The organism is Dyadobacter sp. HNCC25DJ185 (assembly GCF_056895195.1).
In genome coordinates this window covers 190,295-216,014 of sequence record NZ_JBXHAR010000007.1, presented here as the reverse complement: position 1 = coordinate 216,014, position 25,720 = coordinate 190,295, and the positions used below count along the sequence as shown (strand labels likewise).

Genomic DNA, 25,720 nt, shown 5'->3' with positions numbered 1-25,720 from the left:
TTTTTCTGACAACCTCAAACCCAGCATTATCAAAAGAAAGAAATACGCAGCATCGCACGCAAGTAATTGTCCGATCGGCAGGGAGTTCATCAGCCACCAGCATAAATTCCTAAAATAATTTCCACAAAAAGAGTATTACCCCAATCATTCTGCATCCTTATAGAAATTGGCCTATTTTTATTTGCTTGTTATGCATAATTACCGCAATTTTCTTCCGGAGGAGCTCGCTGCCGATCCGTCTTTCAGAAGCTGGGTCTTGTTCAACGATCCCGCTCAGGAAGAGGTATGGAGGGAATGGATGGAGGAGAATCCCGACAAGCTCGAACTGGTAACCCGCGCAAAGCACTTTCTGGCAATGACCGAAACGGAATTCGACCAGATCTCGGACGAAGAAATTGCCAATGAAATCTACAGGCTATCCCATGCAATAGGCGAGAAAGCTGCCAAAAAATCATCGATCTGGCTTCGTTTCAAGCCTAATTGGTACCATATGGCCGCTTCGGTCCTGCTCCTTATTTTTGCGGGCTGGTGGCTTCACAAGCAAACTGCCTCACAGCAACAGTCGGATCAATACAAAGCCATATTGAGCCAGATTACCGAGCCTTTGGTGGAGGTCAACAATACGACCGAAAAGGCACAACTGGTGATCCTGGAAGACGGGAGTTCAGTGCTGCTGCAACCGGAAAGCCGCATTACTTATCCTAAGAAATTCGAAAGCAATAAAAGAGAGGTATTCCTGAATGGAGAGGCATTTTTTGAAGTTGCCAAAAACCCGGACAAACCCTTTTATGTATACGCAAGAACATTGGCCACGAAAGTATTGGGGACCAGCTTCAAGGTGAGTGCATTTGATGATGACCGGGAGGTGAAAGTGGTAGTCAAAACAGGAAAAGTATCGGTTTTCCCGATGACCAAGGAAGCATTGGCCAATCAGCATGCAACTGATAAGCTCGGCGGAATGGTGCTGACACCCAACCAGCAAATCACTTATGCAGCCAAAGAACTGCGCCTGACGCGAAGCCTGGTGCCCGACCCGAAACTGCTCGAATTGCCGATCCAGAGACAATCCTTTGAATTTAAAGGCACCCCGATTAACGATGTTTTCGCGACACTCGAAAAATCCTACGGGGTAAAGATCATTTTTGATGGCGAGGTTATGCAAAACTGCTATCTGACCGCCTCACTTTCAGATGAGCCGCTTTTTGAAAAGATAAACCTGATTTGCAAGACCATTGGTGCAGAATACGAGCAAATGGACGCCAGCATTATTATCACCAGCAAAGGCTGCTGGTAGCTCATACCTTTCTCTTAACTGACTACAATACGGTGATGCCTATGAATAGAATCTATTACTAATTGCTCCAAAAGAAAAAGTCGATGATGCTGCAACATCACCGACCCAGTTTAGTCCCCCTCGTTTGTTCAAAACCGACATCCGCCAAGGCGGGCTGTCAGGGAATCATAATGCCGAATTTTAACCGACAAAAATCAAAATTATGTCAAAAACAGTACAATTTCACCATGCTTTACAGAAAATCATGCGCATTACGCTGTATCAAGCCCTACTCTCCATCGCCTTCGGCACGCTCGTGCACGCCAACGATGTGCGTGGACAAAGAGTTTTAGAACAAAAAGTGACTTTGCGATTGACCAATGCCGACATTGACAAGGCATTGGAAAAAATTGAGAACGTGACGAGGGTCAAGTTTATGTATAACCCTCAGATTTTCAATAGCCAGAAATCGACTTATAAATTCCAGGAAGAAGCGCTTTCGGAAGTCTTGAATAAAATCCTGACCCCGCACAAAGTTACTTACGAGGTGGTGCAGGACCGCATTATCCTGAAGAGGGAGCAAGTTCCGGTACAAGAGGATGTTCCGACGAGCAAAGTGGCACCCAAACGCAACGTTACGGGCAAAGTAACCGACGAAACAGGCGCAGGCCTGCCGGGTGTGAGCGTGTTGGTAAAAGGCACGCAACGCGGCACTTCTTCCGACTCGGAGGGAAAATATGCGCTGGATATCCCCGATGCAGAAGTAGCCTCGACCGTTCTGGTATTCAGCTTTGTAGGTTATACCTCACAGGAAATTACAATCGGCTCGCAGACAGACCTGAACGTACAGCTTGCACCCGAAGCAAAAGCACTGAACGAGGTAGTGGTAACCGCTTTGGGTATTTCCAAAGAAAAGAAGGCACTTGCTTACGCGGTGACAGAGGTAAAAGGTAGCGAGTTTACTCAAGCCCGCGAAAACAACGTGGCCAATGCGTTGACCGGCAAGATAGCGGGTGTCAATGCAACCGGTATGGCTACCGGCCCAGGGGGTTCCAGCCGTATCATCATCCGCGGTAACGGATCACTGAGCGGCAATAACCAACCCTTGTATGTGATCAACGGTATGCCTATGGACAACAGCGTACCGGGTGGCGGAAACGCGTCGGACGGAAATGGCAACAACACCGACCGTGGTGACGGCATCGGCGGTATCAATCCCGACGACATCGAATCGATCAGCGTTCTGAAAGGCGGCCCTGCTGCCGCGCTTTATGGTGCCCGCGCTTCCAACGGGGTTATTTTGATCACTACCAAAAAGGGACGTGCTCAAAAAGGCATCGGAGTAGAGTATAACGGTAACTTCAGTGTAGATAACCTCTCCATCATCCCTGACTGGCAATATGAGTACGGACAAGGCGTGGATGGTGTGAAGCCAACTACTCAAACGCAGGCAAAAAGCTCCGGCCGCTTGTCATACGGAGCAAAAATGGATGGTACCGATGTGATCCAGTTTGACGGCCAGATGCGTCCGTATTCTCCTCAGAAAAACAACCTCAAAAACTTCTATCGTACCGGGAAAAACTATATCAACTCCATTTCATTTACAGGCGGTAACGAGGTTATTAATTTTCGTTTCGGGCTGAACAATACCAGTGCAACAAGCATTGTGCCTAATTCTTCATTCAACAGGAGAATTGCCAACCTGAACCTGAACGCACAATTGGGTAAAAAACTGAGCATCGAGACGGTCGTGCAGTACAACATCGAAAATGGTCATAACCGTCCGAAAGTAGGTTACGCAGATTACAACCCACACTGGGCCACTTATCTGATCGCCAACACAGTGGATATCAGGAGCCTTTCGCCCGGCTACGATGCCACAACCGGCAAAGAAGTAGAATGGAACCCGGTACCTGCCGCTCCAAACCCATACTTCGTGATCAACAAATTCAAAAACGAAGACCGCAAAAACCGTTTCCTTGGGCAGGCCAATATTAAGTATGACATTTTGGACAACCTGTTCATCAAAGGAAGCGTGAGTCAGGATTACTACAACTTCAATTACGAATTCGTGGTGCCGTCCAACAACGCTTACCAGCCCTTGGGAACTTACGAGGCTAAGAAAATTACCTCGTCGGAAACAAACGGAATGCTTACCCTGAATTACAGCAAGGATTTCTCCGAGAACTTCAACTTCTCCGCATTGGCCGGTGGTAACATGCAAAGAAGCATTTACGATCAGACCGCGTTCAACGGAACTGAGTTTACTATTCCCGGATTTTACAGCTTTACCAACCTGGCGACGACCACTACGGTTCCTACTTATACCAAAAGCGGTATCAACTCCCTGTTTGGTTCGGTGGATTTGGGTTACAAAGGTTTTGCATACATCACCATGTCGGGCCGCCAGGATTGGTTCTCGGTGCTGAACACAGCTAGTAACAGCATTTTCTATCCGGCAATCGGTGGATCGCTGATCCTGTCAGAAGCGTTCAGACTGCCGGCTGCGGTGAGCTTTGCAAAACTGCGTGGTTCATGGGCACAAGTGGGTGGTGCCAACGTGGCTGCCTACCAGATCTATCAGAGTTACAGCATGGCGCAAGGTGGCCACAATGGTCGTCCGGTGCAGCAATTGGGATCGGCATTGGTGCCTAACCCTAACCTGAGACCGCTTACTTCCACCACTTATGAAGCAGGTATCGAAGCCAAGTTCCTTCAAAACCGCCTGGGATTAGACCTAACCCTGTACAATCGTAAGACGACCAATGACATTGTCCAAAGCAACATCGCATCTTCCTCAGGCTACACATCAGCGCTGTTGAACGTGGGTGAACTGAGCAATAAGGGAGTAGAGCTTTTGCTGACCGGTACGCCTGTTAAATCGGGCAATTTCTCCTGGGATATCAGCTACAACATGGCTTACAACAAAAGTGAGATCATTAAACTGGACGATAAACTTCCCAGTTTGACAGTCGGTACTGGTGTAGGTGGCGGTATCATCAACAACTATGTAGGAGGTACTTATGGTGAGGTATGGGGTTATAACAAAAAGAAAGACGCCAACGGAAATACGGTATTCAACACAGCCAGCGGCTATGCGGTAAGAGGTGATCTGCAAAAAATGGGCAATGGTATCCCTCCCTGGACAATGGGTATCACCAACAATTTCAAATACAAAAATTTCTCACTGAATATCCTGGTAGACGGCAAGTTCGGAAGCGTGGTTTATTCCAACATGTACCAGTATGCCTATCGTTTCGGCTTGCCGAAAGAGACGCTTCCAGGTCGTGAAACCGGTGTAACTGTTACAGGCGTAACTCCTGAGGGCGCTCCTTTCACCAAGTTCTGGGAGAAAAAAGATGTGGATACCTACTATGACAATGATAAGAACTACACGGGTATTTTTGTGTTCAACAACGATTTCATCAAGCTGCGTCAGGTGATCCTGAGCTACAACCTGCCTGTCTCGAAGTTCTCGCTCCTGGGTACCAAGCTGCAATCCGCTTCACTCTCGCTCGTGGGACGTAACCTTCTGCTGCTCTACAAAGACAAGAGGAACAATTACTTCGATCCTGAATCCAGCTATACCAACGGTAATGCGCAAGGTCTGGAAGCATTTGGTGTACCAAGAACCAGGAACATCGGTGTGAACCTGCAAGTGAAATTTTAATCATTAAAAATATTTAGTGAATATGAAAAAATACTTAAAGCTGCTATATCTGGCCCCGATGGCCTTCTTCATTGCTTCCTGTGACAACGGGTTTGAGGAAATGAATGTCAATCCCAATGCTTCCACCGAAGTGGTTCCCGGTTTCCTTTTCACCCGGACACAGCTTACGACGGTGAGTAACAACTTTACAGGTGCTGCCTACCTGACCATCGGCGGTTCCATGCAACACTTTGCCACCTACAAGGAAGTTCCGGCTGCGGGTGACAAATATTTCAATTATAGCTACTCCACTGGCAGCTGGGCATTGTATGGCGGCGATCCTGCTACTGCCGGTGCGGTAATCGATGTGGAGCAGGTGATCGGTGCGGTGAAGACCTCTCCAGAAGATGTGAACAAACTTTCCGTAGCCCGTATCTGGAAAGCTTATCTGTACCACAGGCTGACAGACATGTATGGTGATATTCCCTATTCAGAAGCCGGAAAAGCGCTTACTGACAAGAATTTTACCCCGAAATACGACACGCAGGCTTCTATCTACGCAGATATGCTCAAAGAGATCGAGGAGTCAATCGCCGCATTCGACGCCAGCAAAGCCACTTTTGGCACTTCCGACCTTATCTATGGCGGCGACGTGACGAAATGGAAGAAGTTCGGCTATTCATTGATGCTGCGTCTGGGTATGCGCCTGACGGAAGTGGATCCTGCCATGGCCCAAACCTGGGTGAAGAAGGCAATTGCCGGTGGCGTGATCACCAGTGATTCCGATATGGCCACCATTGCTTATGTGGACGGATCCGTTACAGCGAGCCGCAATTTCATTGCAAGCGGCCTGATGAGTACGGATTACGTGAATCCGGGCGGCGACAATGTAGAAGGCGGTAAATTCTCGAAAACGCTGATCGACTATTTGAAAACCACCAAAGACCCTCGCCTGAATGTGATCTCCATCGTGTGGGTACCTTCTGCGGATGGGAAAACGTTCACTGCGGATACAACTACCGCCTTGCAAAAGGGAATGCAAAATGCAGCATTCAATAGTTTGCCCGGCGATTTCAATACTTATTCGGAGCCCAATCCTGCGACTATCCTGAAATACAGCGCGCCTTTACTGGTGTTCACCAGCGCCGAGATGCACCTGCTTCTGGCAGAAGCAAACCTGAGAGGCTGGTACAATGCTACCACTGCGGAAGCCGAATACAATGCGGCGGTAACCTCAGCGATGAAGCAATGGGCATTATTTGGCAACGCGGGTGTCATTTCAGATGCAAAAATCGCTGCATACCTGAAAGCCAATCCGTACAAAGCTGCCGGAACATTGGCTGAGCAAATGGAACAGATCGGCACACAAAAATGGGTGAGCCTGTTCCTGGAAGATGAATACGAGATCTTCTCGAACTGGAGACGTACCGGCTACCCCAAGCTGACGCCAACCAACTATCCGGGCAACCTGACCGGCGGCAAAATTCCGACCCGTTTTGTGATCCCCGATTCGGAAGAAACATATAACAGAGATAACTTCTATGAAGCACGTACCCGTCAGGGTGGCACCAATACACTTTCAAGTGTGGTTTGGTGGGATAAGTAATCAGTAGTGCCTTATTTATTGCGGATTGCGGGGTCAAACCTGCAATCCGTTCTTATTTTTAAAGCAATAAAAAAATACGGGGATAGAATGAGGATCTGCGGGTCTTTTTTTGTCTTAACAATAATGAAACCTGAACCCGATCATGCCGAAGATTTTAAGTAATACGTCGCTGGCGGCCTTGCTGGCCGTCTGTTTTTTGTTCCCCGGATTTGTCAAAGCGCAATTACTGAACGAAATCCGCATTGAACGCCATAAGGCGGTACCAATGCGCGACGGCGTAATTCTGTATGCAGACGTTTACCTCCCGGCTTCACCCGGCAAATATCCGACCATTGTCACCCGCACGCCTTACGGGTCCCAGCGGGACGCCGTGCATCAGACCATGATCAAGTTTGCCCAGCGGGGCTATGCAGTGGTAGTGCAGGATGTGAGGGGCCGCTATGAAAGTGACGGTAAATGGGTCCCTTTTTTCGACGAAGCCAAGGATGGATATGATACCATTGAATGGGCAGGCACGCAGCCCTTCTCCAATGGAAAAGTGGCGACCCAGGGGGGAAGTTATCTGGGACATAACCAATGGCAGGCGGCCAGTTTAAACCCTCCACATCTTGTAGCTGCGTTTCCATCGCTGGCGTCGACCAACATTTACGCCAACTGGATCACCATGGGAGGCGCATTCAGGCTGAGCTTTAATTACGGCTGGGGCGTCGTGCGGATGCCCAATAAAATCATGCTGCCCCAATACTGGCACACTGAAAATTACACGCCGGAAGAACTGAAATACGCGAATATTTTAATGCATTTACCATTGAAAGACGGTGATCTGCAAAGCGCCGGTTCTGTGGTACAACATTACCGCGACTGGATCGAACACGAAAGTTATGACACCTATTGGAAATCGATCAGTGACGAGGAACGCTTCAATAAAATAGACGTACCTACTTATGTTTCCGGCGGCTGGTTTGACATCTTTTTGATGGGCACGATCAACGGATATGTGGGAATGAAAACCAAAGGCGCTACACCGGAAGCCAGAAAAGGTGCGCGGATGATCATCGGTCCATGGGGGCACGGGCCCAGTCAGTCATTTGGAGACGTCGATTTTACACCCGCCGCTTTGATTGACCAATTCGAGACTGAGCTCAGTTTTTTTGATCACCATCTGAAAGGTGTCAAAAACCAGATCGATACCGACAAGCCGGTGAAACTATTTTATATGGGCGCCAATCAATGGAGAAGCGAAACCGACTGGCCGATTCCTGGCACCAAATACCGGGAACTGTACCTGAGTAGTAACGGCACGGCCAATTCGGTGCGCGGAAACGGGACATTGACTTTTTTTAAGCCAACCAAAGCCAGCACGGATACTTACCGGTACGACCCGCAAATGCCTGTACCGACCACGGGCGGCAATAATTGCTGCGGCACCCCTACCCTGTCCGGTCCGCGCGACCAGCGCCCTTTGGAACAGCGGGAGGATATCCTGGTTTACACCGGCGAATTTCTTGAAAAACCATTGACTATCGCAGGGCCGGTAAAAATGAAATTGTTCGCGGCAACTGACGGGCCGGATACCGATTGGATGGTCAAGCTGGTTGATGTCCAGCCCAATGGCTTTGCTATGCCGGTTTCGGAGGGAATTTTGAGGGCGAAGTTCCGTGAGGGCCTCGACAAATTGAAGCTCTTGACACCCAATCAGGTTTATGAATACGAGATAGAAATGACAGGAACTGCCCATGTTTTTCAGCCCGGGCACCGCATCCGGATCGATATCACATCCAGTAACTTTCCGCAGTTTGACAGGAACCCTAATACCGGCGAGCCACTTGGAAGCAGTGCGAAAACACGCATTGCCCAGCAAACTGTTCATCACGGCGGAAGCCGGATCAGCCATATGATACTGCCGGTAGTATCGGACCTGAGCTCCGATTGAATCTTAAACAAACACAATAGCGTACCTTTATCCACCCAAGTCCTGAATCGTTAATTATTTTTATTCTATGAAATTAAAGTTCCTTAGTTCTCTCGCTATCATGGCTTTGCTGCTGAGCAGCAGGCATTCAACCCAGGCTCAAACCATTTCTAAAGACGAATTGATATTCCTGACATCCGAATGGAAGGGAGAGAGGTTTCCGGACGGGCGCCCGAAAGTTTCAGACGATATGGTACGCCGGGCCAAAGAAATCAACATTGAAGAGGCTTGGGTAGTATTGAAAAACGGAGGGTACAATTCCCAGTTCGAAGGCAACTGGAAAATGGTGCACCCCGACGTGGTAATCGCCGGCCGCGCGTTAACCGCCCAGTTTATGCCATCCCGTCCCGATATCGAAAAAAACATCAAAGACCGCGGCACGAAAAACGGGCGGATCGGGAACACGAATTCCTGGCCGATTGATGTGCTGAGCAAAGGGGACGTTTACGTGGCCGACGGCTTTGGAAAAATCGCGGAAGGAACGCTGATAGGCGACAATCTTGCCAATTCCATTTACGCCAAATCAGGCAACGGCGTTGTATTCGATGCGTCGGTGCGAGATCTGGAAGGTCTGTCGAAAATTGAAGGTTTCAATGCATTTGTCCGCGATTTCGATCCATCTTACCTGAAAGACGAGGTATTAATGGGCCTGAATACGCCGATCCGCATCGGACGCGCGGTAGTACTGCCTGGCGACCTGGTTCTCGCCAAAAAAGAGGGCGTGATTTTTATCCCGGCGCATATGGTCGAGAAAGTGGTAGTTACTGCCGAGTTCATCGCATTGCGTGACAAATTTGGCATCCAGATGTTGAAAGAAGGTAAATACACGCCGGGCCAGATCGACAGCCAATGGTCGGATACGCTGAAGTCGGACTTCCTGAAATGGCTGGACAAAAACCCGAACGAGATCCCTATGAAACGTTCGGAGCTGGATGAATATATGAAAAAGAGGACCTGGTAATTTGTTTAAGCAACGCATTATGAACATTTATAAAATCCTCTCCGGTGCTGCGGCATTGTGCCTGCTCGTGGCGCTATATCTTGCTTTTAGCGGCAGCCTACCTTCCGCAGGCCCTTTTTTTATCGCTTTCTTCCTGGCGATGGCGGTCAGTTTTCGTGGCTACGAAAAACTGAAGGGCTTTACTTATACCACCGTTATTTTTGCGGCCGTTACAACCGCCCTGTACTATCCCCAGTATTTCCTTACTGTGGGCGATTTTAAACTTTCAACGCTCATTACCCCTTTAATCCAGATCATCATGTTCGGCATGGGGACTTCTATGAGCTTTGGCGATTTCGTGGGCGTCGTAAAAATGCCGAAAGGAGTGTTGATTGGAGTATTCAGCCATTTTATTATCATGCCAAGCATTGGGTTTACTTTGGCAAACCTCAGCGGCTTTCCACCCGAAATCGCAGCAGGCATAATCCTGATCGGATGCTCTCCCAATGGTATGGCTTCCAATGTGATTTCTTACCTGGCCAAAGCCAACCTGGCACTTTCCATTACAATCACCGCGATTTCAACGATGCTGGCCCCAATCGTTACACCGATTTTGATGAGCTTTCTGGCAGGCGCTTTTGTGAAGATCGACACGCTGCATATGATGTGGGATATTATCAAAATGGTGATCATTCCCATTGGTGCCGGATTGGTTTTCAATAAACTATTCAGCGGAAAAGTAAAATGGCTGGACGCGGCGATGCCGCTGATATCGATGGCGGGTATAGCTTTCATTATTGTGATCATTACCGCCGCCGGACGCGATAGCCTGCTCACCATTGGCCCTACCCTGCTGCTGCTTGTGCTGATCCACAATCTTTCTGGTTATACCCTGGGTTATTGGTCGGGCAGGTTGTTCAAAATGAGCGAACGAGATTGCCGGACGATTGCCATTGAAGTGGGTATGCAAAACGGCGGCCTCGCTTCCGGGATTGCGAAGGAAATGGGCAAAATGGCCACTGTTGGTTTGGCACCCGCGATTTTCGGTCCGCTGATGAATATCACTGGGTCGATTCTGGCATCGTGGTGGCAAGGGAAACCTACCGGCGACGAGGAGACCTATGTTGAAACGGGGCGTGCCCATTAGGAAGTTGGAATGTCGTCTCAAGCCAGCATTCCTGCGTCCGAAGGTCTCGATACCCGAAAGATTTCAGCTATTTGCGGTGCGGGGGACCTCTACCATGTTGCTCGTAGTCTCCGGACTATGAGCAACTGCATTAATCTTCTTCCAGCAATAGCTGCATGAAAACGAGATCGAGCCATTGGTCAAACTTAAACCCGACTTCTTTCAAATAGCCTTTTTCAACAAACCCGTATTTTTTGTGAAATTCGATGCTGCCGCGGTTCGCTGCATCAATGCCGCCAATCATCGTATGGATCCCCGACTCTTTGGCGCGCTGGATCAGGCTGCCCAGCAATTTTCCTCCTATTCCCATCCCCCTCGATTTTTCGTCCAGATAAATGGAATGCTCTACGCTGAATTTGTATCCGATTTTGGGCCGAAAAATATTGTAGGAACCGTAACCAATCACGATACCCTCTAATTCAGCTACAATCACAGGCATGCCATCGCTGAACATCTGGTCCAGCCATGCTCTTTGCTGTTCCAGTGTCCGGGGTTCGTAATCGTAAATAGCGGTCGTATTGAGAATGGCGTGGTTAATAATTTCAAGCAGAGAAGGCAGGTCCTTAGGAGTGGCACTTCTGATTATAAGATCCATCAATGTAAAACTGGTCGTTGTCAGGTTAATAAACGGGGTTAAAGTTACCCTATAATTCTTGAAAAAGAATTGGCAAAAAAAGCCTTTTATTTGATAGATTCGTCGGTAAAACAAAAGGGCAATGCTAGAGCAACAGGAACGGAAAAGATATAGCAGGCAAATATTGCTCCCTGAATTTGGGCTGCCGGGACAGGAAAAGTTAAAATCGGCCCGAGTTTTGGTGGTTGGGGCAGGTGGCCTGGGTTGCCCCGTCTTACAATATCTGACCGCCGCCGGCGTGGGCCATATCGGGATTGTAGACGACGATACGGTTGATATGACCAACCTGCACCGGCAAATTCTCTATGCTGCGGCTGATATCGGCAAAAACAAAGCGCTGACATCATCAGACAAGCTCTCGGTTTTAAATCCTTTTGTAACATTCACACCCTATCCGGTCCGGCTAACCGAATCCAATGCGGAAAAATTGATTCAGGATTTCGACCTGGTCATCGATGGGTCCGATAACTTTCCGACACGTTACCTGATCAATGATTTTTGCGTAAAGCTGGGAAAACCATTCGTTTTTGGATCTATTTTAAGGTTCGAAGGACAGGTTTCGGTATTTAACTATCAGGGTGGCCCTACCTACCGCTGCCTTTTCCCCGATACCAGCGAAGAAGACAATTGTGCTGAAGCCGGCGTAATCGGTATTCTCCCCGGACTAATTGGAAGTTATATGGCCAATGAAGCCATGAAACTAATCTCTGAAATCGGAGAACCACTCTCTGGAAAGTTACTTGTCATTAATGCGTTGACAAATTCGTCATCCGTTTTTCAATTTTCAAAATCTGCTGCGATCAATATAGCCCCTATTGAGCAGACCGCAGCAGTTGCTAAGCAAGAAACCACCATCAGGGAAATTTCCCTCGAAGAATTCGAGGCCCTGCAGAGCACGTATCCCGATCGGGTCGAGCTGATCGATGTCCGGGAATACTATGAGTTCGAAGCCGATCATTTTGGGGGCACGAATATCCCTTTGTCCGATATTCCCGAAAATATTCCCGCCTTTCCTGCACACAAAATCATTGTCTTTTACTGTCAAAGCGGGATCCGCAGCAAAAAAGCCTCCCTGATGCTCCATGAGAGCGGTTTTTCGGGTGAGAACTACTGGGGAAGGAATTGGTAGAACATTTTTACTAAGCAAGATCCAGGCAGATTTCGAAGGTCAATCCTTTTTGCCGACAGCGAAGATCTGTATACTATCTCTCTCCTCGCCGACGGCAGCATTGCACCATTCACAAACTAGACAACAGATATTCAATTGGTGATTAGCTATGAAGCAGAGGCTGTTCGCCCCATTGGAAATCCTTAGAACTACCCAACGAGCAACCAAGTGACTACAAATTCAGATAGGCGTCAGAGCCAATTTCCATAAGCCTTTATCGCAGCAATCGCCGCAATTATTGACTTCGTGACTGGAGAGATTCCAGGATGGCAAACCATTTTAAGCAAACTTTAATACTCTATCAATTACGTAGATTAAATAGTTTTACTATTTTTGTATCCAACGCTCATCATTTCAAAACCAACCGCATGCTTGCCAAAGTGCTTTCGCTCAAACTTCCTTCATCTCCGCTATGGTATATCATTCCGGCAGCCGTTTTGGCATTGCTCGGAATTTTCCTTTTTAGCGGAAGTTCATCCATTGACGGTGAAGATGTTATTAAATTTCTTACCGGAGACTTCGCCTTGTATTTGTTAGTAGGATTAGCTGCACAGCTTGTGGACGGGGCTTTGGGAATGGCATATGGGGTTACTTCCAATTCGTTTCTGCTGTCGCTTGGGGTAACACCTGCGGTAAGCAGTGCAAGCGTGCATTTTGCCGAAATGTTCACAACCGGCGCATCAGCGATCTCGCATTTCCGTTTTAAAAATATTAACAAGAAGCTCTTTAAAAGTCTGCTGATCCCGGGGGTACTTGGAGCCATTGTAGGGGCTTACTTGCTTTCCGATGTGATCGACGGCAATTTCATCAAGCCATTTATCGCATTTTATATGCTGGTCCTCGGGATCATCATTATCCGCAAGGCACTACAAAAGACCATCATCAAAAATAAAACCAAAAGAATCAGCGTACTGGCAGCAGCCGGAGGGTTTCTGGATTCCATTGGTGGGGGAGGTTGGGGACCGATTGTTACCTCAACCTTGCTGGGACAGGGCCGCGACCCTAGGTACACCATCGGTTCTGTCAATGCTGCCGAATTTGCTGTGGCATTTTCCAGCGGGGTAACCTTCCTGCTTTTCAGCGGGATTAATAACTGGCAGGTTGTATTAGGGCTGATCACGGGAGGCGTAATCGCTGCTCCTTTCGGTGCGATGCTTGTAGGCAAGATCCGCCGCAAACCATTGATGCTGATCGTAGGTTTCCTCGTAATCGGGCTTAGCATCCGCACCATTCTTCAAAGCATTTAATCCTTTTCAGGCAGCTGTAAAACGAAATTCCTTAGTTTTGCGGAAATCGTTTTACATTATGCTCACCGATTTCGGATATATTCTTCTATTCATTATTTCAGGTCTGGTACTGATCGGCGTGATGCTGACCATTGCCAGATTTCTCCGCCCAGATCGTCCCAATGAAGAAAAACTAACGACCTACGAATCGGGTGAGGATCCGCTGGGCAATGCGAATATTCAGTTTAACGTGCGTTTTTACGTGGTAGCCCTCGTCTTTGTCCTTTTTGAAGTCGAACTCCTGTTTATGTTTCCCTGGGCAGTCGTATTCGGTAACGAAGAATTGATCGCCCAGACCAATGGTGCCTGGGGATGGTTTGCGATGGCAGAAATGACGGTTTTTGTTGGAATACTGATTTTGGGACTCGCTTATGCCTGGGCCAAGGGGTATCTGGACTGGGTAAGGCCTAAACCGCAAATACCGGAAATAAAATCGCCGGTACCAGCTGACTTGTATCAAAAAATAAACGAACGGTATAAAACCTGACTGAAAGGGCAAGGAGGTGCTTTCAGTGCATCCCACCCCATTTTTTCATGCCAGGTTTTGGAAACATTACCACGCCCAGCTGGATATAAACCTGGTTCACTTTCAGGTTCCCCAAATCGCTTACCGTCACATTTTCCCCTTTCCATTTTCTTTTCCCAAGAATCGGCTGATGATAGGTCGCCTTTGCGCTTAAGTACACTTTGTCATTGAATTTTGGCATAAAATTCATTTTATAATCTACGCCGACTCCCCCATGCAGGTTAACATTGCCCGTGTACAGCCGCACCGCCTGAAAAGCCGAAGGGTTATTGACCAACTGGGAAATGGTGGTGGAGCTATTGCTCCTGATATTCAGCCGGTAAAGCATCAAATCTACACCCAGTGGAATGGTCACATTCCAGCGCGGGCTATTGACGAGTTTTGGGCCGCCGTCGGTTCCTATGCCAATTCCATTGAGGTAGGCCTTTTTCTCGTCCTTATCCTTGGTGTAATTGGTACTGTTCATCAGGATAAGACGCCCCTCGGAGAACCACTTATCCGACTCCGTCCTTCTGGCCAACACCAGCGATCCCATAAAGGAAGTAAATGGTTTTACTTGCAGACGGGCGAGTTGTTCCCTGATCACCTTATTATTCGGAAGTAATCCGAACTCTGCGTAGATCGCCATCCCGCTTTTGAAAATCCTTACCGTACTGTCGGTCTGCGCCCGGACAAATCCCATTGAAACCAAAAGCAAAGTAATACTGAAAAGTAGTTTGTTTTTCATCATGTTGTGATTAATAGTATATGGTTTGTAACGTACGCCGAAACGGTTTCTTACCAAATATGGTTACTTTTGTGTGAACCGGACAGGATACTGAAAGCAATATCCATACCAGTTATTTCCACCCCGATTGAACCCATGAATGAACGAATAAAAACCGGTGACGGTGGTATCATCCTTACCAACGCAGAAGACCTGATGAATTGGGCACGCCTTTCTTCTTTGTGGCCAATGGGCTTCGGATTGGCATGCTGCGCTATAGAGATGATGGCAGCATATGCGTCTACCTACGATCTCGAGCGGTTCGGTATATTCCCCAGGCCTTCTCCACGGCAGTCCGATGTAATGATTGTGGCCGGAACTGTGACCTTTAAAATGGCGGACAGGATACGTAGATTGTACGAACAAATGCCCGAACCGAGATATGTGATTTCCATGGGCAGCTGCTCCAATTGCGGCGGGCCTTATTGGGAGCATGGGTATCATGTGGTAAAGGGAGTCGACAGGATTATACCGGTGGATGTATACGTTCCGGGATGTCCGCCCAGGCCGGAGGCGCTCATTGGAGGGTTTATGAAATTACAGGAAAAGATCAGAAATACGCATACACCAGCTCCCGAACTGTTTCTCGAAGCAGAAGCAGCACAAATAGTCAAGGTCTGATGATCAGCAAAAGTCTATGAATTTTCAGGAAATAACAGGGTTAATCGTGGAGCGGTTCCCCGATCTGCCTATCGATGCCGATACAAAAGGACCGCAGCCCATTCTGGTGGTTCCCGCCGCCCGCATAGCGGATGTTTGCCGCTTTTTGTTCGAAGATGAAAGGCTTTACTTTGATTATCTGGCCTGTATCACAGCAATTGACAACGGTGCCGGGTTAGCGACGATGGAAGTAATTTATAATTTGACGTCCATTCCCTATCATCTTAATTTTACTCTCAAAACGATTTTTCCAAGAAACGTGCCGGGGGCACCCCTTCCTTCCGTGCCCACCGTTTCACATATCTGGCGCACCGCCGACTGGCACGAAAGGGAAGCCTTTGACCTGATGGGCATACACTTCGAAGGTCACCCCGATCTACGAAGAATTTTGCTTCCGGAAGACTGGGAAGGTCACCCGTTGCGCAAGGATTACCATGCCCAGGACCGCTATCATGGGATTTATGTACGGTATGAAGATGGCACGATGGGACCGTTTTCAGAGAATTCCGACAGGGCCTAACGGGTCGTCATTTTTGCGCGCCTGCCACCATGCGGAAATAAACAGGACAAATTTGGTAGCCTGAAAAAGGCTCGTTATTTTTCGTTGTCAATCTCTAATAGCCAAGTGCATGCGCTTCATCATTATAACCATTTTTCTTACTGGTTTAATATCCAGTTCATTCGCGGCCACCGACTCACTGGTTATCAAAGGACGGATTCAAAATCTGAGCGGCAGGCTTTACCGGCAAGCTTCCTTTATTAATTTCTCCCGCAATAACATTCTCCAGCCCCAGTCCGAACTGAGCAAGCAGGCACCTTTGGAAGCCGATGGCAGTTTTCGGGTTTCGTTACCCATGTTATTTGCTCAAGAGGAAATTTATCTCGATTATGGCGGCCGGGCATTCGCTACGTTTCTTGGCTCTCCGGGAACGGTCGAAATAACCTTTAACGGGGATTCTATAGGAAAGGCAAAGAAGCTGTTCTACTTTGCCGGGGTGAATGCGGATGCAAATAACCAATACCCGTTGTATGTCGAGGCGGAGGATAAGCTAGCGGCAGCGAGCAAAATAAATACACCGGTAGGTGTTACTTCTCCAAAGGAACTGCTCGGCCCAAATTTCTTCAGGACCTTCTGGGAAAAAAACACTGCCGACGCCACATCGGCGGTCAATGCAAGGGAGGTGCTCAGACTTTCCTCCCTTCAGAATGTTGGTCAGAGAGCCATGCTATCCCCTGTTCTGTATCAATGGGTTAAGTCGTTGACCGACGAAGAAGGTCTGCAATTATTGTATGAGCATTCGCTTGGAACTGATTATATTTTGTCCAAGGCACTGCTGGACAGTCTTCAAAGATTGAAAGAACCACCATTGACGGGCCAGCGGGTACTATGGGCCAACCGGTTTGGCAACTACGCCGATGTTTTGGTCGCAAATCGCAAATTGGCCAATCCAAGCCGCATTAACTCATTACCAGTGCGTTTAATGGCATCCCTGATCCGTAACAATGCATCGAACCTGACAACAGACGAGCGTCAGCATCTTGAGCAGATTACGACCAACGGGCTGGTCGAAAAAGGAGAGCTTGATTTTATGAACAAGCTTTTTGCCAAAAACGAAATGATCCTGAACCTTCTGTTTAACTATGAGAGGGAAAGCAGGATCTATGGCGAAGTTTTCGACAGCACAGCTGCCGAGTTTCTGAAGGTCCGTTATCTGGCCAAAAACCTGTATCAATTTACCTATCCTCAGCAACTGAGGCTGAGCCAGCACATTCAATCAAGAATAGGGATTCCGCAATTCAAACAATCATTGAACGAGATTGTCGCACTGGAAGTGCGTGACAGTGCCGATATCAGAAAACTCGTGAATTTCAAGGACCTGCGGACCGATCCGGTGGAAGCTTTGCCCGGTTACTGGCTGGCTGCCTCCAATGACCGCGGCACCGCCTGGTTCAACCGTGTACTGGATCGTTACAAAGACAGAACCGTGTATCTGGCCAAGTGGAATATTGAGGACCCGAAAAGCCGCGAGCTATTGGATTACATTCCTTCGATTCAGGCCAGTGTGCCGGAAGATGTGGTCTTTCTGTTCGTCCATCTTCCCAATGAAGAGTTGGTTACCTCAGAAACACTCCTCAAACAGTACATTGTAAGGCATAAGCTGAAAGGGGTGCATTTGTTTATGAGCAATGACCAAATGATGGACTTACTTTTCAGGCTCAATCCATTGGACGCTGCCACATTCTCAACCATCCGGCCCAATGGCAAGTTTGCATTGAAAAACGCGCCTGCGCCCAGTGACAAAGAAAAGACCATTCAGGCAATCATAGACGCTGGCAAGTAAGCTATATCTGACAGTCCTCCATTTACGTTAAGTTTGTTGGTTTGGAATTTTGCTTGGCCCGATGTGTAGATATTTATTGCTGCTGATACTGGTTTCTGGTCTTGCTTCGGCTCAAAAGCCCGATAGTCTGGCCACTTACAGCCGCGACAGCATTACATATACCAATCTCAAAGCACGGATGTCGAAAACTAAGTTTTCCCGTGCGGTTTACCGGCTGCTCTTCAGAGATGTGTATAACCAAGGCAAAGTTACGGAGGTAAAGGAAATTGAAACCAATCCCTTTACCCCTTTCGAAGGAATGGTAATCCGGAAAATTTACATCCGGCAGCTCAATATCCTGGGTCAATCGGTTTATGATACCACCCGGACGGGAAACAGGCTCGAAAGGTTCCTGAGCAAAAGTGTTCATACCAATACCCGGGAAAGTATCATTCGAAAATCCTTTTTGCTTTTCTCGGAAGGGGATGATATTCAGGCCAAAGTTTTGAAGAACAACGAACGTCTGCTAAGGTCCAATAAGACCATTGTCGATGCACGTATCATTGTAATACCCCGGAAGGACGTTACTTGGATGGCTGATGTAGTAGTGCTCGTGCAAGACGCCTGGTCGCTCAATTTCGGCGGAGGCTTCAGCTCGTTCAAAAAATTCAATGCTAAAATTGAGGATATCAACGTCCGCGGGACCACACATTCCCAGCTGACAGCCATTCGCTGGGACGAAAAGGATTCGATCCGCAAATTCCAGTTCCGCACCATTTACACAGTTCCTTATATTGGCAAAACCTTTATAACCGGCCAGGCCAGTTTCATTTTTGAGAGGGATATCAAAGAGCAATCAGTCCGTTTTTACCGTAGGTTTTTAACCAATGAAACCAAATATGCAGGCGCGGTTGACGTCGGGCATACGACGCTGTTGCAGAATAAAAGAAAGATCGACAGTACCGACATATCCGTCCCGCTCTACCCTACCGAATTTCAATATTATGATATCTGGATAGGACGATCCTTCAGATTTCCATTTAAAGATAGCTGGCTAAGCCAGAATTCGCGTTTGGTGGTCGCTGCCAGGCACAACAAATACCGCTTCCTAGAGCGTCCGCTGGTGTCGCCCGACATGAACAAGATATACTGGAACCGTAGCGCTACGCTGATCAGCCTCGGTTACTCCAACCGAAACTACAAAAGGGACGTCTTGATTTACGGGTTCGGTAGAACGGAAGATGTGCCCATCGGTAGCCTTTTTGCGTTGACAATCGGGCAGGAGAATACAGAATTCGGCCAACGCGGTTATGGTGGTGTCCAATACGCGATCGGCAAGTATCTTCCGCATAATCTGGGATATATGTATAGCATTGCCAATATAGGCAGCTATTCAAAAAATGGAAGGGCACAACAAGGGGTAATCAGCGGCCAGCTTAACTATATCAGTAACCTCATCCCATTCAGATACAGCTTCTTCAGGCAATTCCTGACCGTACGGTATACACATGGTATCAGGCGTGATTCATTGGATTACCTCAATATCAGCGGCGACCAGGGGATCAGAGGTATCAATAACGAGCAGTTGATCGGTACCAAAAGGCTAACCGTTGGTACGGAAACCGTATTTTTCTCGGATAAGAGCTTGCTGGGTTTCCGGATCGCATATTTTGTTTTCGGGGATATAGGCCTGGTAAACGGGGTCCATTCACTCTGGAAAGGGCCTTTGTACCAGGGTTATGGCCTTGGTTTACGGCTCAGGAATGAGAATCTGACATTCAACACCATTCAGATACGAGTGGGTTACTACGCCAATATTCCGGCAAATTCTTCCCCCTGGCGTTTTGGCGCCAATGGAAATGTGCCGCTTCGACTGCGTGACTTTGACATATCCGCGCCCTCCATTGTTCCTCTGCAATAGCCTTACTTTGACTTGATATATATTTGTTTTTCAATAAGTTATATTAAATATTCTAAATTTTTGCAGTAATTTCAACAATACGTCCCTTCTTTTTCGGATATGTGAATTAACTTTGTGGAATTTTTGGACGTACCCCTTCTCAATTACAAGCGGCAACCCCAAAAGTTGTTATAGTTTTTCCTTCATATATCTACACAAATACCATTTACTGTGCCCAAAAATACGAATATCAATTCCGTTCTAATTATCGGTTCAGGTCCAATTATCATCGGTCAGGCATGCGAGTTTGACTATGCAGGTTCTCAGGCAGCCCGTTCGCTGCGCGAGGAAGGGATTGAGGTGGTTCTTATCAACTCCAACCCTGCAACTATCATGACAGATCCAATCAGCGCAGATCATGTTTATCTGCTGCCTTTGGAAAAGAAATACATCGTCGAAATTCTTGAAAAGCATAAGGCGATGGGGAAACCCATCGACGCGGTGCTTCCTACCATGGGGGGGCAAACAGCACTTAACCTTGCCATTGATTGCGACAAAGCCGGGATTTGGAAAAAATATAATGTTGATATCATTGGGGTCGACATCAAGGCGATCGAAACGACGGAAGACAGGGAAAAATTCCGTCTGAAAATGCTGGAACTGGGCGTGAACGTCTGCGACGGACGTACCGCCAGGTCATTTTTGGAAGGGAAAGAAATTGCACAGGAAATTGGATTTCCTCTGGTGATCCGGCCATCTTTCACGCTTGGGGGAACAGGCGGCGGTTTTGTTGAAAAAGAAGAAGATTTTGACAAGGCCCTCAATAATGGTCTGCATGCGTCGCCCGTCCATGAGGTCCTGGTTGAGCAGAGCGTAATGGGCTGGAAAGAATATGAGCTCGAGTTGCTCCGAGACGGAAAAGGTAACTTCATTATCATCTGTTCCATCGAAAACTTTGACCCGATGGGTGTCCATACCGGCGACAGCATCACGGTAGCACCGGCGATGACGCTCCCGGATACACTCTATCAACAGATGCGTGACCTGGCGATCAGAATGATGGACGGCATCGGAAAGTTTGCTGGTGGCTGTAACGTACAGTTCTCGGTAAATCCGGCCGACGACAAGATTATCGCAATCGAAATTAACCCACGCGTTTCCCGTTCTTCTGCCCTCGCCTCCAAAGCAACAGGCTATCCCATTGCAAAAATTGCCGCTAAAATGGCGATCGGATACAATCTGGATGAATTAATAAACCCCATTACCGGCAGTACTTCCGCATTCTTCGAGCCGTCTATCGACTATGTGATCGTAAAAGTACCTCGCTGGAATTTCGACAAATTCAAAGGCGCTGACCGTTCGCTTGGCTTGCAAATGAAATCGGTTGGTGAGGCTATGGGTATCGGACGCAACTTCCAGGAAGCGTTACAAAAAGCTTGTCAATCACTTGAAATACGCAGAAATGGTCTGGGCGCCGACGGACGGGAGCTACGTGATCAGGAGGCGATCAAATACAGTCTGAAACATCCGAGCTGGGACAGGCTTTTCCATATATACGATGCATTCAAAATTGGCTTGTCTTTCAAAACCATCCAGAACCTGACCAAGATCGATTCGTGGTTCCTGCGCCAGATCGAGGAAATGATCGAACTGGAACATGAAATTGAAAAGTTTGACCTGGACGACCTTCCCAGGGAATTAATGCTTACAGCCAAGCAGAAAGGTTACGCAGACAGACAGATCGCCCATTTGATCAATACTAAGGAAAGCAAGGTTTACGACAAAAGGATCAGCATGGGTATCCATCGCGTTTATAAATGCGTCGATACTTGTGCGGCAGAATTTGAAGCAAAGACACCTTACTATTATTCGACTTTCAATTCTTCGCAGGAATTTCCGGATAACGAATCGATTGCGAGTGATCGCAAAAAGGTCGTCGTACTCGGCTCGGGGCCAAACAGGATCGGGCAGGGAATTGAATTCGACTACTCCTGCGTGCATGGTGTTTTGGCAGCAAAAGAAGCTGGCTATGAAACCATTATGATCAACTGTAATCCCGAAACAGTATCAACTGACCCGGATATTTCGGATAAGCTATACTTCGAGCCGGTTTTCTGGGAGCATGTTTATGACATCATCATGCATGAAAAACCGGAAGGCGTTATCGTGCAGCTTGGCGGACAGACTGCCCTGAAAATGGCGGAGAAGCTGGAAAAATATGGTATCAAGATCATTGGCACCAGCTACCATTCGCTCGACTGGGCAGAAGACAGGGGACGGTTCTCGTCACTCTTGGAAGAACTCAATATCCCGTTCCCTAAATTCGGTACCGTTCGCACTTCCGACGCCGCGGTAGAGCTTTCCCGTAAACTCGGGTTCCCGCTGCTGGTCCGTCCGAGCTACGTGTTGGGTGGACAAAGCATGAAGATCGTAATCAACGAAAAAGAAATGGAGCAGCATGTTGTGAAAATCCTTCACGACATTCCTGATAACAATATCTTGCTCGACCACTTCCTGGAAGGCGCATTGGAAGCAGAAGCAGATGCCATTTGTGACGGGGAAGACGCGTATATTATCGGTGTCATGGAACATATAGAACCGGCAGGGATTCACTCAGGCGACTCGCACGCTGCACTTCCTCCATTTGATCTGACAGAAGATGAAATCCGACAGATTGAAGAACATACCCGCAAAATTGCACTGGCGATGAATGTAAAAGGTTTGATCAACGTCCAGTTTGCAGTAAAAAATGGCATTGTTTATGTAATCGAGGCTAACCCGCGGGCATCACGTACGGTACCTTTCATTTGCAAAGCTTACCAGGAGCCTTATGTTAACTATGCCACCAAGCTGATGCTGGGAGACAAAAAGGTAAAGGATTTTAATTTCAAACCTGTAAAAAAAGGCTGGGCGATCAAAATCCCGGTGTTTTCTTTCAATAAATTCCCGAATGTCAACAAGGAGCTTGGCCCTGAAATGAAATCGACCGGAGAGGCTATTTATTTCATTGACGATCTGCAAGATGACTTCTTTCAACGCATTTATAGCGAAAGGAATCTGTATTTGAGCAGATAAATCCGGAAATCAACGATGATAACAAAACAGCCGATGCTTATAAAGCATCGGCTGTTTTGTTATCAAATAAAGAATTCTTATTTCACTTCTTCGTAATCCACATATTCACCACCCCTGAACTGAGACGACTGATTGGCCCCAGGCGGGACATGGTCAACCCTTACACCTCCTTTGGTCCTTTGCTTATCTTGCTGTTGCTGGGCGCGGTATTGTTTTTCCTGTTGTTTTATCAGCTGACGTCCTACAAGCAAGTGGAAAATAAACCTTCTAAAAAAGGGCACAAAGGCAATCAGAAGCAGAAATATGAGGATTATATTAAATAAAAGTTTCATGTCTCAATGGTTTTTTCTTCTCTGTATAACGTAAACCTAGGTAAAATGACACACGAATATAACGAAAAACATAACGAGTGTAATAATCGGGCCCTGGAAAGGGGAATGACTGTTACAAACGGAAACGCCCAGTCACGAAACCTAGATTTCAATCGCCCGGCTGCTTTCAACCACGCGTTCGTAAAAAGCTTCGTAATGGGGAAGGATTTTAGCCACATCGAAATCTCGGGCCCTGGCCAGCGCATTGGCTTTGAAGGTTGGCAGGTGATCGTCATTCAGAATATAGGCCGCATGCCTTACCATATCCTCCACATCTCCGACATCGCTTAAAAAGCCAGTGATGCCATGCAGGTTTAATTCGGGCAATCCTCCCGCATTTGAAGTGATCAATGGTACTTCACAAGCCAATGCCTCCAAAGCCGCCAGTCCGAAACTTTCCGATTCCGAAGGCATCAGGAATAAGTCGGCAACAGAGAGCACTTCTTCGATAGCGTCCAGCTTGCCCAGGAACCTGACATCTGAAAGCATATCCAAGTCCCTACAAAGGCGTTCGATGCGGGCACGATCGGGGCCATCCCCTACCAGCAGTAATTTGCTTGGGAGTATTTTACGAAGTTTTTCAAAAATGGCAATTACATCATCAATCCGCTTCACTTTCCTGAAATTGGAAGTATGAACGATCAGCTTCTCGTTATTTGGGCAGATCGCCAGCTTGAAATGATCCTTTTTCTGACGGTTAAAACGGTCAAGATCAATAAAATTAGGAATCACCTCAATGTCTTTGGTAACATTGAAGTGGCTGTATGTATCCCTCTTGAGCGATTCGGAAACGGCAGTCACACCATCCGACTGATTGATACTGAACGTCACAACCGGTTCGTACGACGCATCTTTTCCGACAAGCGTAATGTCAGTACCATGTAAAGTCGTGATCACTGGAATGTGAATGCCTTGCTGGGCCAGGATTTGCTTGGCCAGATAGGCGGAGGAGGCATGCGGAATAGCGTAATGAACGTGTAATAAATCAAGACCTGCCTGGGTAACCACGTGAACCATCTCGCTTGACAGTGCAGATTCATAGGGTGGATATTGAAATAATGGATAGGCGGGTATATTTACTTCGTGGTAGTAGAGATTCTCATTAAAAAAATCGAGACGTTGAGGTTGTGAATAGGTTATAAAATGAACCTGGTGCCCCACTTTAGCAAGCGCCTTCCCAAGTTCAGTAGCTACTACCCCACTTCCTCCAAAGGTAGGATAGCAAACGATACCAATTTTCATATTGTTAGTAAATAGTTGAAGATCCGGTCCCAAATCTGTCCGGATTACAGATTTTAAACAGCTAACAACAAATGCCTCTTTTTTATCCCACAAATGGATAAAGATGTGTTGAATTGTCGTTAATGCTATAAAATCAATAATTTTATTGCCTAAACCTTTCTTTTCCGGAGCTAACGTGCATGAATGTGTCTATAAGGCCAAAAAAAATCAGTTTATGGGATTACATCGCCGGAAGCGTACGCCTCGTCAGAATGACCAATCTGGTTATTGTGGTGTTGACCCAGTATCTGACGCGCATACTTCTGGTAGGGCCAAGAAATGAATGGAAAAGCATTTTGAGCAACTTGGACATGTTTCTGCTCTCGTTGTCAACCGTTTGCATTGCTGCTGCCGGCTACATCATCAATGACTATTTTGATGTAAAAATAGATATCGTCAACAAACCTGAGCGTGTCGTGGTAGGTCGCTACTTAAAACGGCGTTGGGCAATGGGGGCGCACCAGATATTGAATGTGATGGGTGCCGTGCTTGGGCTTGCAGTAAGTCCTTACATCTTTCTGATCAATGTTTTTTCCATAACCCTGCTCTGGTTTTACTCCGAGCGTTTTAAACGAAAACCTTTCATTGGCAATTTTATCGTTTCACTGCTCACTGGTTTCACGCTTCTGATCTTAACGGTTCATTTTCCCGCTAACCGGCACCTGGTATTCATTTATGCCGTTTTCTCCTTTTTCATATCGCTGATACGGGAAATTGTGAAGGACATGGAAGACATAAAAGGGGACGAAGCTCACGGCTGCCGTACGTTGCCGATCGTTTGGGGTATCAGGCGGACAAAAAGTTTTCTTTACATTGTACTCCTCCTGTTTGTTATCTCTCTGTTTATAATGGCCCACGCCTTGGACAACGATATCCTGATCATCTTGTTTGTGCTACTCCTGGCGCCCTTGATTTGGCTTGCATTCAAACTGTACCAGGCGGATACGCGGCGCGATTTTAAAGAGAGCAGTAATCTTTGCAAAATAATCATGCTCCTGGGCTTGATGACCATGGTATGGGCTTAGCAAAAAAATCAATTTAGAGGTTTTTCAGCACTAAAAGTCTGTGGAAAAAGTATCTTTACCGCCCCAAAACCAAATGTAAAA

Annotated in this window: 19 protein-coding genes; 15 read left to right on the top strand and 4 right to left on the bottom strand. The window is 47.3% G+C overall.

The genetic code is table 11. The features are described from left to right. Window positions 1-190 precede the first annotated feature (190 nt). The 6 genes from AC1XUF_RS20870 (at window position 191) to AC1XUF_RS20845 (ending at window position 10,587) form a co-directional block, all read left to right on the top strand. A complete protein-coding gene (locus AC1XUF_RS20870; protein ID WP_483343769.1) occupies window positions 191-1,294 on the top strand; it encodes a FecR family protein in 1,104 nt (367 codons plus the stop codon). 202 nt (window positions 1,295-1,496) lie between these two features. Beyond that, window positions 1,497-4,943: a SusC/RagA family TonB-linked outer membrane protein gene (locus AC1XUF_RS20865; RefSeq protein ID WP_483343768.1), complete on the top strand. Its 3,447-nt coding sequence runs from the start codon at window positions 1,497-1,499 to the stop codon at window positions 4,941-4,943. A gap of 22 nt (window positions 4,944-4,965) precedes the next feature. Beyond that, window positions 4,966-6,528, top strand: coding sequence for a SusD/RagB family nutrient-binding outer membrane lipoprotein (locus AC1XUF_RS20860; protein ID WP_483343767.1), 1,563 nt, complete (start codon window positions 4,966-4,968; stop codon window positions 6,526-6,528). Between the two features lie 142 nt (window positions 6,529-6,670). Further along, entirely contained in the window at window positions 6,671-8,461 is a 1,791-nt protein-coding gene (locus AC1XUF_RS20855) for a CocE/NonD family hydrolase (protein WP_483343766.1), read from the top strand. 67 nt (window positions 8,462-8,528) lie between these two features. Continuing rightward, complete coding sequence (locus AC1XUF_RS20850; protein WP_483343765.1) at window positions 8,529-9,461, top strand: RraA family protein; 933 nt, start codon at window positions 8,529-8,531, stop codon at window positions 9,459-9,461. Between the two features lie 19 nt (window positions 9,462-9,480). After that, a complete protein-coding gene (locus AC1XUF_RS20845) occupies window positions 9,481-10,587 on the top strand; it encodes a bile acid:sodium symporter family protein (protein WP_483343764.1) in 1,107 nt (368 codons plus the stop codon). A 130-nt stretch (window positions 10,588-10,717) separates the two neighbouring features. Here the strand turns inward: AC1XUF_RS20845 and AC1XUF_RS20840 are convergent, their stop codons facing one another. Beyond that, the gene (locus AC1XUF_RS20840; protein WP_483343763.1) at window positions 10,718-11,221 is read right to left on the bottom strand and encodes a GNAT family N-acetyltransferase; all 504 of its coding nucleotides are present in this window, start codon (window positions 11,219-11,221) and stop codon (window positions 10,718-10,720) included. 121 nt (window positions 11,222-11,342) lie between these two features. Here AC1XUF_RS20840 and moeB point away from each other — a divergent pair, with 121 nt between their 5' ends. The 3 genes from moeB to AC1XUF_RS20825 all read left to right on the top strand — a co-directional run bounded on the left by moeB (window position 11,343) and on the right by AC1XUF_RS20825 (window position 14,201). Beyond that, complete coding sequence (gene moeB / locus AC1XUF_RS20835) at window positions 11,343-12,389, top strand: molybdopterin-synthase adenylyltransferase MoeB (protein WP_483343762.1); 1,047 nt, start codon at window positions 11,343-11,345, stop codon at window positions 12,387-12,389. Between the two features lie 407 nt (window positions 12,390-12,796). Continuing rightward, the gene (locus AC1XUF_RS20830) at window positions 12,797-13,675 is read left to right on the top strand and encodes a sulfite exporter TauE/SafE family protein (RefSeq protein ID WP_483343761.1); all 879 of its coding nucleotides are present in this window, start codon (window positions 12,797-12,799) and stop codon (window positions 13,673-13,675) included. Between the two features lie 58 nt (window positions 13,676-13,733). Continuing rightward, entirely contained in the window at window positions 13,734-14,201 is a 468-nt protein-coding gene (locus tag AC1XUF_RS20825) for an NADH-quinone oxidoreductase subunit A (RefSeq protein ID WP_483343760.1), read from the top strand. Between the two features lie 22 nt (window positions 14,202-14,223). On the opposite strand, the gene AC1XUF_RS20820 is transcribed toward AC1XUF_RS20825, so the two are convergent. Further along, window positions 14,224-14,970: a hypothetical protein gene (locus AC1XUF_RS20820; RefSeq protein WP_483343759.1), complete on the bottom strand. Its 747-nt coding sequence runs from the start codon at window positions 14,968-14,970 to the stop codon at window positions 14,224-14,226. Between the two features lie 132 nt (window positions 14,971-15,102). Here AC1XUF_RS20820 and nuoB point away from each other — a divergent pair, with 132 nt between their 5' ends. The 5 genes from nuoB to carB all read left to right on the top strand — a co-directional run bounded on the left by nuoB (window position 15,103) and on the right by carB (window position 22,962). Next, complete coding sequence (gene nuoB / locus AC1XUF_RS20815) at window positions 15,103-15,627, top strand: NADH-quinone oxidoreductase subunit NuoB (protein ID WP_483343758.1); 525 nt, start codon at window positions 15,103-15,105, stop codon at window positions 15,625-15,627. Window positions 15,628-15,643: 16 nt separating this feature from the next. Further along, window positions 15,644-16,186, top strand: a complete 543-nt coding sequence (locus tag AC1XUF_RS20810) for an NADH-quinone oxidoreductase subunit C (protein WP_483343757.1) — start codon at window positions 15,644-15,646, stop codon at window positions 16,184-16,186. A 109-nt stretch (window positions 16,187-16,295) separates the two neighbouring features. Continuing rightward, window positions 16,296-18,008 (top strand): hypothetical protein, encoded by a 1,713-nt coding sequence (locus tag AC1XUF_RS20805; RefSeq protein ID WP_483343756.1) that lies wholly within the window; start codon window positions 16,296-16,298, stop codon window positions 18,006-18,008. Window positions 18,009-18,069: 61 nt separating this feature from the next. Then, a complete protein-coding gene (locus tag AC1XUF_RS20800; protein ID WP_483343755.1) occupies window positions 18,070-19,908 on the top strand; it encodes a hypothetical protein in 1,839 nt (612 codons plus the stop codon). Between the two features lie 210 nt (window positions 19,909-20,118). Beyond that, a complete protein-coding gene (carB, locus tag AC1XUF_RS20795; protein WP_483343754.1) occupies window positions 20,119-22,962 on the top strand; it encodes a carbamoyl-phosphate synthase large subunit in 2,844 nt (947 codons plus the stop codon). A 77-nt stretch (window positions 22,963-23,039) separates the two neighbouring features. Here the strand turns inward: carB and AC1XUF_RS20790 are convergent, their stop codons facing one another. Beyond that, window positions 23,040-23,294 carry a DUF4834 family protein gene (locus AC1XUF_RS20790; RefSeq protein WP_483343753.1) on the bottom strand — a complete coding sequence of 85 codons (255 nt, stop codon included), beginning with the start codon at window positions 23,292-23,294 and terminating at the stop codon, window positions 23,040-23,042. A 141-nt stretch (window positions 23,295-23,435) separates the two neighbouring features. After that, the gene (bshA, locus tag AC1XUF_RS20785; RefSeq protein WP_483343752.1) at window positions 23,436-24,575 is read right to left on the bottom strand and encodes an N-acetyl-alpha-D-glucosaminyl L-malate synthase BshA; all 1,140 of its coding nucleotides are present in this window, start codon (window positions 24,573-24,575) and stop codon (window positions 23,436-23,438) included. Window positions 24,576-24,754: 179 nt separating this feature from the next. Between bshA and AC1XUF_RS20780 the strand changes: the two genes are divergently transcribed. Then, on the top strand, window positions 24,755-25,639 hold the full coding sequence (locus tag AC1XUF_RS20780; protein ID WP_483343751.1) for a geranylgeranylglycerol-phosphate geranylgeranyltransferase: 885 nt from the start codon (window positions 24,755-24,757) through the stop codon (window positions 25,637-25,639). Window positions 25,640-25,720 lie beyond the last annotated feature (81 nt).

Bases quoted from the DNA above. Each gene is read 5' to 3' on its own strand.
- AC1XUF_RS20855 (WP_483343766.1), top strand. From the start codon at position 6,671: ATGCCGAAGATTTTAAGTAATACGTCGCTGGCGGCCTTGCTGGCCGTC.
- AC1XUF_RS20790 (WP_483343753.1), bottom strand. From the start codon at position 23,294: ATGAAACTTTTATTTAATATAATCCTCATATTTCTGCTTCTGATTGCC.
- AC1XUF_RS20870 (WP_483343769.1), top strand. From the start codon at position 191: ATGCATAATTACCGCAATTTTCTTCCGGAGGAGCTCGCTGCCGATCCG.
- AC1XUF_RS20800 (WP_483343755.1), top strand. From the start codon at position 18,070: ATGTGTAGATATTTATTGCTGCTGATACTGGTTTCTGGTCTTGCTTCG.
- nuoB (WP_483343758.1), top strand. From the start codon at position 15,103: ATGAATGAACGAATAAAAACCGGTGACGGTGGTATCATCCTTACCAAC.
- AC1XUF_RS20805 (WP_483343756.1), top strand. From the start codon at position 16,296: ATGCGCTTCATCATTATAACCATTTTTCTTACTGGTTTAATATCCAGT.
- AC1XUF_RS20830 (WP_483343761.1), top strand. From the start codon at position 12,797: ATGCTTGCCAAAGTGCTTTCGCTCAAACTTCCTTCATCTCCGCTATGG.
- AC1XUF_RS20820 (WP_483343759.1), bottom strand. From the start codon at position 14,970: ATGATGAAAAACAAACTACTTTTCAGTATTACTTTGCTTTTGGTTTCA.
- moeB (WP_483343762.1), top strand. From the start codon at position 11,343: ATGCTAGAGCAACAGGAACGGAAAAGATATAGCAGGCAAATATTGCTC.
- AC1XUF_RS20825 (WP_483343760.1), top strand. From the start codon at position 13,734: ATGCTCACCGATTTCGGATATATTCTTCTATTCATTATTTCAGGTCTG.
- AC1XUF_RS20865 (WP_483343768.1), top strand. From the start codon at position 1,497: ATGTCAAAAACAGTACAATTTCACCATGCTTTACAGAAAATCATGCGC.
- AC1XUF_RS20850 (WP_483343765.1), top strand. From the start codon at position 8,529: ATGAAATTAAAGTTCCTTAGTTCTCTCGCTATCATGGCTTTGCTGCTG.
- AC1XUF_RS20840 (WP_483343763.1), bottom strand. From the start codon at position 11,221: ATGGATCTTATAATCAGAAGTGCCACTCCTAAGGACCTGCCTTCTCTG.
- AC1XUF_RS20780 (WP_483343751.1), top strand. From the start codon at position 24,755: ATGAATGTGTCTATAAGGCCAAAAAAAATCAGTTTATGGGATTACATC.
- bshA (WP_483343752.1), bottom strand. From the start codon at position 24,575: ATGAAAATTGGTATCGTTTGCTATCCTACCTTTGGAGGAAGTGGGGTA.
- AC1XUF_RS20845 (WP_483343764.1), top strand. From the start codon at position 9,481: ATGAACATTTATAAAATCCTCTCCGGTGCTGCGGCATTGTGCCTGCTC.
- AC1XUF_RS20810 (WP_483343757.1), top strand. From the start codon at position 15,644: ATGAATTTTCAGGAAATAACAGGGTTAATCGTGGAGCGGTTCCCCGAT.
- AC1XUF_RS20860 (WP_483343767.1), top strand. From the start codon at position 4,966: ATGAAAAAATACTTAAAGCTGCTATATCTGGCCCCGATGGCCTTCTTC.